Below are 13,835 nucleotides of genomic sequence, written 5' to 3'. Positions count from 1 at the left end.
GCGTCCGCTCCCGCCACCGACGAAAGGATTCCCATGGCCCTTCCTCCGGCCGCCGACAGGTCCGGCGCGCTCGCGCCCGCGCTGGACTCGATGACCCTGCTCGCCGCGGCAGTGATCGTCCACGATGCCGGGAAGCGGCGGGTCGTGCTGCTGCAACGCGGTCCTGGGGCGAAGTACTGCCAGGGCAAATGGGATCTCCCCATCGGCAAGAGCGATCCGGGTGAACCCGTCACGGACACGGCCGCCCGTGAACTGCGGGAGGAGACGGGCCTCATGGTGGACCCGGCGGCGCTCCGTGTCGCCCACGTCATCCACGGTGCCTGGGGCGTCGAATCCCCCAACGGTTTTCTCACCGTCGTCTTCACCACGCACGACTGGTCGGGAGAGCCCGTCAACAGCGAGCCGGAGAAACACTCCGCGGTCCGCTGGTTCGACATCGACGCCCTCCCCGGGGAGATGGTGCCCAGCACGGGTCACGCACTGCGCTGCGTCCTCGACGACGGCCCGCGAATCTCGCTGCACGGCTGGCAGGACCGTACTCCCGGCTAGGTCGTGTCTTCCAGCGGCTGTCGCGATCCCGCGCGCACCCTCCCACCTGGCCCGTCGCGAACGGCCGCGCGAATGGGGGGCATACGGACGGCGATTCGCCGGTGGCCGGTTCGGGATCCGCGGGGGTGGATACGTTGCACCACGCGCAACACGCGTTGCGGCGGTCGGCGGACTCTGCTCCCCTGGAGCACCGCACAGCAGCGGACCGGCAACGCAGTATCGGGAGGTGTGTCGCGTGGAGGCCAACGCAGGCATGGGCAGGCGAGGTCTGCTCGCCGCCGCGGCGGCGGCAGCCGCCACAGCGGGACTGGGGTGCGCCCCCGGGGCCACCGCGCGGACGGAGCTGCCGGCGGCCACGGCGCGGAAACCTTCCGCCATCGAGACCAGGCCGCTCTGTCTCGGCGTCTACACCTCCGTGAGCGGGGGCGGCAAGGGCGTCGCACTGACGGCCTACGAGCCCTCGACGGGTGCGATCACGTCCACCGGGGTGGTGTCCGGAGTCGCGGATCCGTCCTTCCTGGCCTTCGGCCCGTCCACCGGCACGCTGTACACCGTCAACGAGCGCTCACCGGGCGCCGTGACCGCGATAGCGCTGCACGGCGGCAGCAACGGCGCACCGAAGGTGCTCGGGTCGCGGCCCACCGGCGGCGACGGACCGTGCCATCTGTCCGTTCACCCGGGCGGCCGATACCTGCTCAGCGCGAACTACGACTCGGGCAGCGTCGCCGTGCACCCGATAGGCCAGGACGGGAAACTGGGCGCGCGGACCGCCCTCGTCCGGCACAGCAGCCCGCCGCCGGGACCCGGGCAGGACGGGCCGCACGCCCACCAGATCATCACGGCCCCCGACGGCCGATTCGTCCTCGCCGTCGACCTCGGCAACGACACCGTGTACACGTACCAGCTCGACGAGACGGCCGGCACGCTGCACCAGGTCTCCTTCGCCGCACTGCGGCCCGGCGCCGGGCCGCGGTCGCTGACGTTCCACCCCGGCGGCAAGTTCGCCTACCTGGCCAACGAGCTGGACAACACCGTCGTGGTCTGCGCGTACAACGCCACGACCGGGAAACTGACCCCCGGCGCACCCCAGTCCACCGGGACCGGGAGCGTCAAGAGCTATCCGGCGCAGTTGCTGGTCACCGCCGACGGGGCGTTCGCGTACCTCGCCAACCGCGGTCACAACAGCATCACCCGCTATGCCGTCGAGTCCGCCGGCGCGACCCTGCGCCTGCTGGACACCGTCCCGGTGGGTGGCGACTTCCCCCGGCACATCGCCTTCGACCCGACGGGCCGGCTGCTCTTCGCCGCCAACCAGAAGTCCAACACGGTCACCGTCCTGAATGTCGACACCAGGACCGGGAAACTGACCCTGACCGGGCGGCCGTTCGCCGCTCCCGGGGTGGTGTGCGTACTGCCGTCGCCTTAGTCGCCCAGCTACCGCGGGGAGGTGCCGCCAGGCGCCTCGGCGGCGCTCCAACTCCCCGGCGAACGGGGGCCCTCGACCCGGAAGCGCATCGCGCTTCCGGGTCGAACTTCTTGACATGTCCTGTCAGTACCGCTGTGATGTGGTTGCTTTCGTTCGACCCCGTTGAATTGTGCGCCATTTACCCTCGCATGGAGCCGCACATGCAGCCCGAACGCCACACCATCAGACAGCGTTTGGCGGCCCTGGCCGCCTCCCTGGCACTCATCACGGGAGGTGGAGCGCTTGCCGCCACCGCCGCCGTGACCGTGCAACTGGCCACGGCGGCACCCGCCGCGGCCGTCGACAACGGCCTCGCACTGACCCCGCAGATGGGGTTCAACAACTGGAACTCCACCCACTGCCGGGCGGAGTTCAACGAGACGATGGTCAAGGGCATCGCCGACATCTTCGTCTCGCAGGGCCTGAAGAGCGCCGGTTACAGCTATGTCAACATCGACGACTGCTGGGCGCTGCCCAACCGTGACGCCGCCGGAAACCTAGTTCCCGATCCGGCGCGCTTCCCCAACGGCATCAAGGCCGTCGCGGACTACGTGCACTCCAAGGGCCTCAAGTTCGGCCTCTACTCGAGTGCCGGCACCAAGACCTGCGACACCCTCGGCTTCCCCGGCGGGCTCGGCCACGAGCAGCAGGACGCCAACCTGTGGGCGTCCTGGGGTGTCGACTACCTCAAGTACGACAACTGCAACAACACCGGTGCGGACGCCCAGACCCGGTACAAGGCCATGGGCGACGCCCTCAAGGCCACCGGCCGCCCGATCCTCTACAGCATCTGTGAGTGGGGCTCCAACCAGCCCTGGAACTGGGCCGCGAACGTCGGCAACTCCTGGCGCACCACCGGCGACATCAGCGACTCCTGGTCCAGCATGATCGGCATCGCCCACCAGAACCAGTCGCTCGCCCCGTACGCCAAGCCGGGCGCCTGGAACGACCCGGACATGCTCGAGGTCGGCAACGGCGGGATGACGGACACCGAGTACCGCACCCACTTCAGCCTCTGGTCGCAGATGGCCGCGCCCCTGCTGATCGGCAGCGATCTGCGCACCGCGAGCGCCGCGACGCTCGCCGTCCTCAAGAACACCGACGTCATCGCCGTCGACCAGGACAGCCTCGGCAAGCAGGGCACCGTGGTGTCCAGCTCCGGCGGCAAGGTCGTGATGACCAAGGCGCTGGCCGGTGGCGACCGGTCGGTGACCCTGACCAACGAGAACGGGTCAGCGCAGACGATCTCGACGACCGCCGAGGCGGCCGGTATCGGCGGCGCGTCCTCGTACGCGCTGAAGGACCTGTGGTCAAAGCAGACCAGCTCCACCACCGGCACCATCAGCGCCACGGTGCCCGCGCACGGCACGGTGATGTTCCGGGTGACACCCGGCAGCCCCGTCCCGCCGCCGACCGGGATCAACCAGCTCAGCGATCTGCCCTGGACGTCGGCCACCAACGGCTGGGGCCCGGTCGAACGCGACCACAGCAACGGCGAACAGGCCGCCGGTGACGGACACGCCCTCACCATCAACGGCACCGCCTACGCCAAGGGCCTGGGCACCCACGCCCCAGCGAGATCAGCTACTACCTGGGCGGCAGCTGCCGTTCGGTCAACGTCGACGTGGGCGTGGACGACGAGGTGTCCAGTCCTGGCACGGTGATCTTCCAGCTCTACCGGGACGGCACCAAGGTCGCCGACAGCGGCGTGCGGTCGGCCAGTGACGGCCCCAAGCACCTGACCGCGGACCTGACCGGCGGAAGCCAGCTGAAGCTGGTCGTCACCGACGGCGGCGACGGCATCAACTACGACCACGCCGACTGGGCCGACGCCAAACTGGCCTGCGGCAACGGCCCGGCGGCCGGTACCAGCGCCCTCAGTGACCTCAACTGGACGTCGTCGGCGAACGGCTGGGGCCCGGTCGAACGCGACCACAGCAACGGCGAGCAGCCCGCGGGAGACGGACGCACCCTCACGATCAACGGAGCCACCTACGCCAAGGGCCTGGGCACCCACGCCGCCAGCGCCGTCACCTACTACCTCGGCGGCACCTGCACGTCCCTGGCCACGGATGTGGGCGTGGACGACGAGTCGGCGACCAACGGATCGGTGGTCTTCCAGATCTTCCGGGACGGCACCAAGGTCGCCGACAGCGGTCTGGTCACCGTCAGCGACGCGGCGAAGCATCTGACGGCCGATCTCACCGGCGGTCTGGAACTGAAGCTCGTCGTCACCGACGGCGGCAACGGCAACACCTCCGATCACGCCGACTGGGCCCTTCCCCGCCTCACCTGCGGCTGATCCCGGCACCCGGCACGACCGGCCGGACGGACGAACATGATCCGTTCGACCGCGGTGACCTGAACGACCAGGGCCTGCCCGGCCTCCGGAGTGCGACCGGGCAGGCTCTACCATCTGCGCAACACGGTGATCGCGTTCCGCCGCCGGGCGGCGCCGACGCCGAGGCCAAGGGAGCGCACATGTCCAAGCAGCCCGCAGTGGGTACGCCGGCCCCCGACTTCACCCTGCCCGGGCTCGTCCTCGGCCAGGGCGACGCCGACGCGGAACGGGCCGACTACGCGCTCGCCGGACAGCGCGGCAACCCGCTGCTCCTGGTCTTCTACCCCGGCGACGACACGGCCGTGTGCACCAAGCAGCTCTGCTCCTACACCTCCGACCTGGACCGTTTCACCGGCCTGGGCGCCACGGTGTGGGGCATCAGCCCGCAGGACCTGGACAGCCACGAGTCCTTCGCCCGCAAGCACCGGCTCGGCTTCCCGCTGCTGGCCGACACCGACCGCACCGTGGCCAAGGCCTACGGCATCGCCGTCCCCGGACTCGGTCTGCGCCGCTCGGTCTTCCTGCTCGACGGCGAGGGCAACGTGCGCTGGAAGCACGTCGCGCTGGCCGGCCTGACCTTCGTGACCACCGATGTGCTGGCGGAGCAGCTCGCCGCGGTGCAGGCCGGCTGAGCGCCGACGGGCACCTCCGAGCACCTCCGCCGAATGCCGGACACGGCGCTGGACCGTCGTCCATAATCGAACACGCTCCCGTGCAACCACCGGCTGCGTACAGGCGTCCACCCATCAACCGGTAGCTCCGCGGAAATCCCGCGCCGGAGCCCGTCCGATTCGACGAGGTGCGCACGACGATGTCCGACCCACGAGAGCCCAGACGGTCAGAACCCGAGTGGTCCCTTCCCGGCTACCGCGCACTGCGTGTCCTGGGAGAGGGCGGCAGCGGCAAAGTGGTGCACGCGGTCGACGAGCGCAGTGGCGCCGAGGTCGCGGTCAAGTACCTGAACGAGGAGAGCCGGGCGCGGCCCGGCCTCCTCGGCAGCTTCCGCGACGAGGCCCAGCTCCTGCGGCAGCTGGACTCCCCGCACGTGGTGCGCGTCTACGACTACGTGGAGACCGCCGAAGGCGCGGCGATCGTCATGGAGCTCATCGAGGGCGTATCGCTGGGGGCGATGCTGCGGACGAACGGCGCGGCCGTTCCCGAGGCGGCGCTGTCGGTGCTGAAGGGGTCGCTGCTCGGTCTGGCCGCGGCCCATGCCGCCGGGGTCGTGCACCGCGACTACAAGCCCGGCAACGTGATGGTCTCGAACAACGGCGTCTCCACGCTGGTGGACTTCGGCATCGCCGTCCGGCAGGGCGCCGACGCCCCGAGCGCCGGTACGCCGCCCTACATGGCACCCGAGCAGTGGCGCGGCGAGCCGGCGTCACCCGCTACCGACGTCTACGCGGCGACGGCGACGTTCTTCGAATGCCTCACCGGTGAGCGCCCGTACACCGGGGCGACCATGGCCGAGCTGGCGGTCCAGCACATCACCGCGCCGATTCCGGAGCACCGCGCGCCCGAGGAACTGCGGGCACTGATCGGGCACGGGCTCGCCAAGAGCGCCGACGAACGTCCGGTGAGCGCCGCCGCCTTCCTCACCGAACTCGAAGCGGCCGCCGCCACCGCGTACGGCCCGGACTGGGAGCGCCGCGGACGCCGGGCGCTCGTCGCGATCGTCGCGCTGCTCGCCGCCCTGCTGCCGAGCGCCCTCGGCGACGCCACCGCACCCCCACCGCCGACCCCGCCCGCTCCGGGCGCCGGCGCGGGCCTGCCGTTCGGCGGCGGCAAGCCACGGCGGCTGCCGCGCGGGCGCGCCGCCGCGTTGGTGGGCGGCAGCGTCGCCCTGCTGGCCCTCGCCACCGCCGGCACGGTCGTCGCCCTCGCCGGCACCGGCAAGGCCCCGCACCACACCGACGGCCTCTCGGCCCCGCCCTCCGTCACCACACAGCTCACCGGAACCGGCGAGCCGCCCGCCACCACGCCCCCGGGCGGCGCGACCGTCGGCCCGAGCCTCACACCGACGACATCAGCGTCAACGTCCACGACGCCGACACCGACGGACAGCACGACCACCACTCTGACGACCCCGCCCACGACACCGGCAACTACCGCACCGACGGACCCACCGACGACGGTTCCGACGACGTCGTCGACGACTACGTCGAAGCCGCCGCCAGCAGTGGTCACATCCGTCTCGGTCGACACGTTCGCGGTAATCCGTGGGTCGAACGCGACGGCCTCGTTCTCCATCGGCAAGGGCAGCACCGGATCCTTCACCATCACGTTGACGTGGTACGACGCTGACGCCAAGGGCAACCCCACCGTGACGGACGGGCCCTCGGAGACATTCACTTTCAGCGGGGAGTTCACCTTCAGCAGGCCCCACACCTTCGACGGCCTCAACTGCAACCGCATGTGGGGTGTGCGGATCTCGACGAAGCCGGCCGCCGCTAACCAGAGCAACGCCTACCGGTCCATCACGCGGGGTACCTGCACTCCCCCGCCCGTGGGCTGACCGCCGAGCGCGAGCGTTACGGAACCGGGTTGCGTGAGTCGTAGCGCGCGAACCTCGGCTGTAGTGCCGCCAGCGTGATGACGACCGCGATGCACGCCAGGCCTCCGCCCACGATGGCGGTGGCCGGTGAGAAGAGGTCGGCGGCCGAGCCGGCGAGGAAGTCGCCCAGGCGGGGGCCGCCCGCGACGACGACGATGAAGACGCCCTGGAGGCGGCCGCGCATGTCGTCGGGGGCGGCGGCCTGGAGCATGGTGTTGCGGAAGACCATGGAGATGGTGTCGGCGCAGCCGGCCAGTGCGAGGAAGAGGAGTCCGAGCCACAGGTTGCGGGTGAGGCCGAAGACGGCGACGGCCGCGCCCCAGCAGGCGACCGAGACCAGGACCGCGAGTCCCTGGCGGTGGATGCGGCCGAGCCAGCCGGAGAAGAGGCCGCCGAGCAGCGCTCCGACGGCCGGGGCGGCGATGAGCAGGCCTACGGTCTTTGCGTCGCCCGCGAACCAGATGACGGCGATGGCCGGGAAGAGTACGCGCGGCTGGGCGAGCACCATCGCGGCCATGTCGGTGAAGAACGTCATCCGCAGGTTGGGCCGGCCGGCCAGGAAGCGCAGTCCGTCCAGCACCGAGGCCCATCCGCGACGGGTGCCGGCGGCCGTCGACGCGTCGCGTTCCGGGGTCATGGCGGGCAGTCGCCACATGGCGTAGAGGGAGGCGGCGAAGGTGACCACGTCGATCAGGTAAGCGGCCTGGTAGCCCCACAGGCCGACGATGACGCCGCCGAGCATGGGCCCCGCCATCGTGCCGAGGCCGCCGGCGAGCGAGGCGAGGGCGTTGGCGGCGGGCAGCTGGTCCGGCGGGAGCAGGCGCGGGATCATCGAGGAGCGGGCCGGCGAGTTCAGGGCGAAGCAGACGGACTGCAGGGCGACGATCGCGTACAGCAGCCAGACCTGTCGCAGGTCGAGCAGGGCCGCGCCCGCCAGGACCCCGGACAGGACGGTCGCGCCGAGGGCGCTGGCCAGGCCGAGTTTGCGGCGGTCCACGGCGTCGGCGATGGCGCCGCCGTAGAGCCCGAATATGACCAGCGGGACCAGGGAGCAGAGGCCCACCAGTCCGACCGAGAAGCTGGAGCCGGTGATCGCGTAGACCTGCAGGGAGACCGCCATCGCGGTCATCTGCTGGCCGATCCAGGAGACCATGTTGCCGAACCACAGCCGGCGGAAGTGCGGGGACTCGCGCAGCGGGGTCAGGTCCGCGAACACACGACCGGCGGTACGGCGGGGTATCAGGGCAGGTGGCGGGGTGGCGGCCGTGCCTGGTGCGGTCTCCTGGGGTTCCCCGGGTTCCGCCGAATCGTCGGATCGCTTGCTTCGGAGCACCCGGCACGGTAACAACCGCTCTCCCGGCCCCCGCGCGGCGGGGTCGGAAACCTCACCGGTGCCCAGGGCCCGCAACCCTTGAGGAGCCCTTGAGTGGCGCGCATGTGTACTGGGGTTCTCTTAGGGGTGACCCAGGGAGGAAATCGGCTGGTCGGAACCGTTCGGCGGGCTTACTCTGAGCGGAACGAACAGGCTCATGGGGCAGCAACCAGCGCCCAGAGCCTGTCCCGGGAAGCGTCCACCCACCATGGCCGCCCTTCCGGCTCCGCACCAGGCGCCACCGCGTCCGCACCCGCTCGATACATATGCCCCACCGGGTGTCCGACGCCCGGTCGTAGGCCGCGTCGGCGCATCCGGTTCACTCGAAATGAATGGAGTGCGCGGTGACACCCGAGAAGACCAAGCAGCGCAACCAGGCCACGCCCGGACTAGGTGAATGGCCTCCGCCGCTGAAGGAAGTGCGCAACCTCGACGTCTGGGCCCGGTCCGCGCCGATCAAGCTGGCGGGCTACGAGGACGACATGGCCGAGTCGCACATCCTGCGGAGCATCGACTAGCTCGACCAGCTCGACCCCGGATCGACGAGTTCGACCTGGCAGACGGACAGCCGCGGTCACAGGTGGCGTGGGAGCGCATCCCACGCCACCACTGCGTTGTCGGGCGCGCTGGGCCCCCGGGACGCAGCTGGGCCCCTTGGACCGGGACACAGTTGGGGCCCCTTGGACGCAAAGGAGCCCCGGCCAGGACGGGGGGACCGGGCCGGGGCAACTTGGGGAAAGGAGCGGTTTCCCGCCACCTTTCCTACTTAGTTTAACACTCAATGAGTGATGTTCGACTCCACTGGTTTCCTGCAATTCCGCCGCCCGCAGTCCCCCCGCTTCCCCTCCGGGGGACCTACGCTCCGACGCCGGGCTGGAACACCCGGGCGGCCGGGGCGTAGTCGAACGGCGGCTCGGGGGTCGGCACCGCCGGCTCGGCCGTGCGTACGGCCTCCAGCGCGCGGGGCGCGGCGTGCAGACCGCCGAGCGCCTCGCAGAGCTTGCGGGCGTCGACCGGCAGGTCCCGCCGCCAGGCCATCGCCACGACCGGCGAGAACAGCGCCATCCCGGCTCCCAGCGAACTGTGCACCGAGAGCCGCACCAGCGTGCCGCCGCCGTGCGGCAGCAGGTCGAAGCCGTACTCGGGGACCTGGGTGCCCAGCGGGCTCCACATGCGCTGGCCCCGGAACACGATGTGCCGGCAGGGCTCGTAGCCCGCGCACACCAGCCGGTGCGCCCGGTGCCGTCCGGGATAGCGGTAGCCGTACTCGGCGTTCGCGCCCGGCGGCACGGCATCCCCGTCGACCCCGGCGACACCCGAACTCCACAGCGAAAGATTCCGGGCGTCGGCAAGGAAGTCGAAGACCTCGGCGGCCGGCCTCGACACGATCACGCTGGTGGTCACCCTCGGCATCGCAAACCTCCCCGTTGCCGGCACTGCCGGCTTTGGCTGTTGGCTCAGAGATGCGGGCGGCACGTCGGCGGCCCGGGAGCCACAGGACTGCAGGTTCTCTCTGGGGCTCCTCACCGAAATCCTGCATCCCAAAAGCCCGCGTGTCGTGGCAATACGGCCATTCGGGTGATCAAGAAAGCGGAGGCGCCCAACGGTGCCGGAGGGCGGGGGCTAGCCTCGATACGTGGTGGACAAGGAGCCCGCGCCGTTCGAGCGCGGAACGGACGGACCCAAGGTCATCGTCGCCGGAGCGGACGGCTCCGATTCCTCGTGGCGGGCGGTGTCCTACGCCGCCGGCCTGGCGCGGCGGCAGAACGCCCTGCTCGCCGTCGTCTATGTACAGCCGGTCATCGTCACCGGCGCACTCCTCGGCGCCCCGGTGGCCGAGGTCACCACCGAGGTCGCCGACGAGCTGATGGCCGAGATCCGCCGGTCGGCGGAGCGGCTCCAGGGGATGTTCGCCGTCCGCTGGGAGTTCCACACCCTCCGCGGCGACCCCTACAACGGGCTGGTCACCGCGGCGGACTCACTCAAGGCCGACGCGGTGGTGGTCGGCGCCTCCGAGCACGCCGGCCACCGCATCGTCGGTTCGGTCGCCATCCGGCTGGTCAAGGCCGGACGCTGGCCGGTCACCGTAGTGCCGTAGCCGCCACCGGTGCGTACTTGTATCCCACCCGGCGGACGGTCACGATGCTGCCGCGGTGCTCGGCGCCGAGCTTGCGGCGCAGCCGCGCCACATGCACGTCGACGGTACGGCCGTCGCCCACGTGACCGTAGCCCCAGACCGTGGTGACGAGCTGGTCGCGGGAGTGCACCCGGTGCGGGTTGGCGACGAGGTGGGCGAGGAGCTCGAACTCCAGGTAGGTCAGGTCGAGCGGACGGCCGTCCACCGCCGCCGTACGGCGCTCGGCGTCGATCCGTACCCGGGCGCCGGGATCGTGCGCCGGTTCGGGCACCGCCTCCACCGCGACCGGTCCCACTTCCGCGGGAACGAGAACCAGGTAGCCGACCATCCGCTGCTGACCGGGAACGGTCGGCAGCACATGGCCGGGCGCCGGCATCCACGTGGCACCGGGCGGCAGGAAGTCGGGGGCGGGCGGGACCTCGTCGGGGCGTACGGCACGCAGCCGCGAGCGGAGCGGGGTGGTGGTCCCGCCGGCGGACTGCTGGGAGAGGCTGACGGCAGGGAGGTTCAGGGACTGGGTGTTCGACATGGGTTCGGCTCTTTCGCGCGAAGGGTCGTTGGCTGGACGACGTATTGCGCGGTACCGGATTCCGTACTGCTGACGGCGACGGCCGGAGGCCATTGTCCGCAGGTCAGCGGGGAGGGCGGGTCCGCGCGGTGATCGCGCGGCAACACTCTCGGTCGAAGTGGTGTCCCTGCCGGGACGGCCAGAAGGGCTCGAGGTCGGTGCGACCTGTCGCGATGTCAGTGAGGCTGGCCATGGGCCCTATTGAACCAGAAGCCACGCCCCGCGCGGCAGGGGGATGCCGGCGGAACGTGGATTCCGGTCACTACGGGATCACTGCGGAGTCGCCACAGGGTCGCTACGGGCGCGTCACACGGCGGCCACACACGGCCTCACACGGCCTCGCCGGGCCTCACATGGGCAGCGGAGCCGGGTCGGGCACCGGGTCGGGACGCGGTGTCGGCTCCGGCCGCGGCAGGGGTTCGGGCGACGGCAGCGGCGGGCCGGGCGGCATCGGACCCGGGCCGGGCTGCGGCACCGGGCGCGGGACCGGGTCCGGCTGAGCGGGGTCCGGGGGCTGCGGCGTCGGTTGCGGATCGGGCACCGGGGGAACGCTCGCCCGGATGACGGTCGGGTCGGGATAGGCCATGGACTTCTCCTTCACGTCGTGTCGCTGTGTTGCTGTGTTGCTCTGTCGGTTTGTCGTCGTTACCGACGCAGCCGCTGCCCGCGCCTACCCAACGGCCGGGACGCTACGCACGCGTACGCCCGCCCCGTCGACAGGGAAAGCCGGTTCTCCGGCGTTTCCACCTATCCTCTGGATCATGACCTGGTTGCGCGCGCTGAAGGAGACCGGCCGCTCCGGGTTGCGCGTCGAGCGGACCAGGCTCGAACCCCTGGTGGCCGTCCGTGGTGCGGCCGGGGTCGCGATCGTGATCGGCCTGGCCCTGTGGCTGTCCTCCCCCGCCGTGGCCGCGTCGTCCGCCTTCGGTGCCTTCGCCGCGGGCACCGCCACCTTCCAGCGGAGCTGGCGCTCCCGCCCGGTGCTCGCCCTCGCCGCCGGCGCCGCCCTCGCCGTCAGCACCTTCCTGGGGTACCTGGCCGCTTCGCACCTCCTCGCCTTCGTCGTGCTGCTGGCCGTCTGGTCCTTCCTGGCCGGCATGGCGTGGTCGCTCGGCCCGACGTCCGGCATCGTCGCGGCCCTCACCATCGCCGTCATGCTGGTCGTCGTCACGCTGCCCACGTCCGTCATGGACGCCCTGGGACATGCCGCGGTGATCGCCTTCGGCGGGCTGGTGCAGGCCACGCTCATCGTGCTCTTCCCCATCCGCCGCTGGGGAGCGCAACGGGACGCCCTCTCGGACGCGTTCGCCGCCGAGGCGGACTACGCCCGGCGGCTGCGCCAGGATCCGCACGCCCCGTTCGATCCCGAACCGCTGATGACGGCGCGCAGCGCGGCCGCGGTGACCCCGTGGGAGGCCCGGCGCCGTCCGGAGGAACTGCACGGCAAGCGGGCGCTGGCGGAGCGGATCCGGCCGGTGCTGGCGTCGCTCGCCGATCCCTCGGTCGGTGCCGCGGCCGAGGGACCGGAACGGGACCGGGCCCGCGAACTGCTGGCGGCGGCCGCGACGGTGCTGGACTCGGTGGCCCGCGCGATCCGGCACGCGAGGCCGGTGAAACTGCCGAAGGCGGTCAACGCCTTCCTGGAGGTGCCGGAGCCGGAGGCGGAGCTGACCGGTTCGGCCCGCCGGGCCGCCGCCCGGCTGATCAGCCTGCTCGGCGCCGCCGTGGAGAGCGCCAACGGCTCGGGCCCCTCGGACGCCACCGAGTCCGCCCATCTGCTGCGCCCCACCCTGCCGCGGCTCGTACCGCTGGCCGCGCGGGCCATGCGCCGGCAGATGCGCTGGCAGTCACCGGTGTTCCGGCACGCGGTGCGGATGTCCACGGTCGCCACCACGGGCTATCTGATCGGAACGGCGCTGCCGCTGGGCCACGGGTACTGGGCGCCGATGGCCTCGGTCATGGTGATGCGCCCGGACTTCTCCCAGACCTACGCGCGCGGTGTGGCCCGGTTCGTCGGGACGCTGCTGGGAGTGACCGTCGCCACCGGCGTGATGCAGGCGGCGTCACCGGGCGTCTACCTGTGCGCGGGCCTCGCCGTTCTGTCCATCGCCCTGATGTATCTGCTGATGCGCACCGGCTACATGGTCTCGCAGGCCTGCGTCTCGGCGTACGCGGTGCTGCTGCTGGGCATGGGCGGCAGCGAGTGGACCCAGACCGTTCCCGAACGCGTCCTGCTGACGCTGCTCGGCGGGGTGCTGGCGATGGCGGCCTACGCCGTGTTCCCCGCCTGGGAGACCCCGCGGCTGCGGGACCGGCTCGCGGAGCGGCTGGAGGCCACCGCCGGGTACACAGCCGCTGTCCTGGAGGGTTTCGCGGATCCGGCCAAACGGCGCTCCTCGACGGTCCGGGAGGCGCTGCTCGACGCCCGTGCGGCCAGCGCCACCTGGGACCAGGCCGTCGCACGCGCCGACGCCGAACCCGTCCGGCACCGCGGGCTGTCCCGCCGGGCCGCGCAGGACGCCGACACGGTCCTCTCCGCGATGGGCCGCGTGGGCATGCTGATGGAGGCCCATCTGCCCGGACGGGACGCCGACCCCGTACCGTCCGCGGCGGAGTTCGCCCGCGTACTCCGCGAGGCCGTCGCCGAATCGGCGCAGGCGGTCCGCGACGGTGCGCCGCCGCGCTGGGACGCGGTCCGGACCGTCCTCGACGGCTGGCAGGGCGACACCACCCGGGAACGCATGGTCCGCCGCGGCGCGGAACTGCAGATGGAGACCCTCGACGAGTTCGAGGAAGCCCTGCGCTCCCGGTCCGGCACCCAACCCCCGCCCCCGTGAAGCGGATCCGGC

12 protein-coding genes and 1 pseudogene are annotated in these 13,835 nt (G+C 71.6%); 9 read left to right on the top strand and 4 right to left on the bottom strand.

The window, feature by feature from the left end; genetic code table 11:
• The first annotated feature begins 33 nt into the window (after positions 1–33).
• The 6 genes and pseudogenes from LNW73_RS31570 to LNW73_RS31545 all read left to right on the top strand — a co-directional run bounded on the left by LNW73_RS31570 (position 34) and on the right by LNW73_RS31545 (position 6,870).
• Complete coding sequence (locus tag LNW73_RS31570; RefSeq protein WP_250992277.1) at positions 34–549, top strand: NUDIX domain-containing protein; 516 nt, start codon at positions 34–36, stop codon at positions 547–549.
• A 253-nt stretch (positions 550–802) separates the two neighbouring features.
• A complete protein-coding gene (locus LNW73_RS31565) occupies positions 803–1,975 on the top strand; it encodes a lactonase family protein (protein WP_250993098.1) in 1,173 nt (390 codons plus the stop codon).
• 200 nt (positions 1,976–2,175) lie between these two features.
• Positions 2,176–3,860: pseudogene (locus LNW73_RS31560) on the top strand (NPCBM/NEW2 domain-containing protein); the annotation flags it as partial.
• Complete coding sequence (locus LNW73_RS36745) at positions 3,852–4,316, top strand: NPCBM/NEW2 domain-containing protein (RefSeq protein WP_374118288.1); 465 nt, start codon at positions 3,852–3,854, stop codon at positions 4,314–4,316. The pseudogene LNW73_RS31560 and the gene LNW73_RS36745, both read left to right, overlap by 9 nt.
• Before the next feature lie 179 nt (positions 4,317–4,495).
• On the top strand, positions 4,496–4,987 hold the full coding sequence (locus tag LNW73_RS31550; protein WP_138353385.1) for a peroxiredoxin: 492 nt from the start codon (positions 4,496–4,498) through the stop codon (positions 4,985–4,987).
• Positions 4,988–5,166: 179 nt separating this feature from the next.
• Positions 5,167–6,870 carry a serine/threonine-protein kinase gene (locus tag LNW73_RS31545; RefSeq protein WP_250992276.1) on the top strand — a complete coding sequence of 568 codons (1,704 nt, stop codon included), beginning with the start codon at positions 5,167–5,169 and terminating at the stop codon, positions 6,868–6,870.
• A gap of 16 nt (positions 6,871–6,886) precedes the next feature.
• On the opposite strand, the gene LNW73_RS31540 is transcribed toward LNW73_RS31545, so the two are convergent.
• On the bottom strand, positions 6,887–8,152 hold the full coding sequence (locus LNW73_RS31540; protein WP_250993096.1) for an MFS transporter: 1,266 nt from the start codon (positions 8,150–8,152) through the stop codon (positions 6,887–6,889).
• A 473-nt stretch (positions 8,153–8,625) separates the two neighbouring features.
• Between LNW73_RS31540 and LNW73_RS31535 the strand changes: the two genes are divergently transcribed.
• Positions 8,626–8,799 carry a hypothetical protein gene (locus tag LNW73_RS31535; RefSeq protein WP_250974274.1) on the top strand — a complete coding sequence of 58 codons (174 nt, stop codon included), beginning with the start codon at positions 8,626–8,628 and terminating at the stop codon, positions 8,797–8,799.
• Positions 8,800–9,136: 337 nt separating this feature from the next.
• On the opposite strand, the gene LNW73_RS31530 is transcribed toward LNW73_RS31535, so the two are convergent.
• Complete coding sequence (locus LNW73_RS31530) at positions 9,137–9,685, bottom strand: SRPBCC family protein (RefSeq protein WP_250974275.1); 549 nt, start codon at positions 9,683–9,685, stop codon at positions 9,137–9,139.
• Positions 9,686–9,917: 232 nt separating this feature from the next.
• Here LNW73_RS31530 and LNW73_RS31525 point away from each other — a divergent pair, with 232 nt between their 5' ends.
• Complete coding sequence (locus tag LNW73_RS31525) at positions 9,918–10,379, top strand: universal stress protein (RefSeq protein WP_250974276.1); 462 nt, start codon at positions 9,918–9,920, stop codon at positions 10,377–10,379.
• Here the strand turns inward: LNW73_RS31525 and LNW73_RS31520 are convergent.
• Positions 10,363–10,947: a winged helix-turn-helix domain-containing protein gene (locus LNW73_RS31520; protein WP_250974277.1), complete on the bottom strand. Its 585-nt coding sequence runs from the start codon at positions 10,945–10,947 to the stop codon at positions 10,363–10,365. The genes LNW73_RS31525 and LNW73_RS31520 overlap by 17 nt on opposite strands.
• Before the next feature lie 388 nt (positions 10,948–11,335).
• Positions 11,336–11,572, bottom strand: a complete 237-nt coding sequence (locus tag LNW73_RS31515; RefSeq protein WP_250992275.1) for a hypothetical protein — start codon at positions 11,570–11,572, stop codon at positions 11,336–11,338.
• A 175-nt stretch (positions 11,573–11,747) separates the two neighbouring features.
• Between LNW73_RS31515 and LNW73_RS31510 the strand changes: the two genes are divergently transcribed.
• Positions 11,748–13,823: an FUSC family protein gene (locus tag LNW73_RS31510; RefSeq protein ID WP_250992274.1), complete on the top strand. Its 2,076-nt coding sequence runs from the start codon at positions 11,748–11,750 to the stop codon at positions 13,821–13,823.
• Positions 13,824–13,835 lie beyond the last annotated feature (12 nt).

This window comes from Streptomyces sp. RKAG337 (assembly GCF_023701715.1).
Classification (GTDB): Bacteria; Actinomycetota; Actinomycetes; order Streptomycetales; family Streptomycetaceae; genus Actinacidiphila.
Note: the sequence above shows the minus strand (reverse complement) of the source record. Positions and strands in the feature narration are given on the sequence as shown.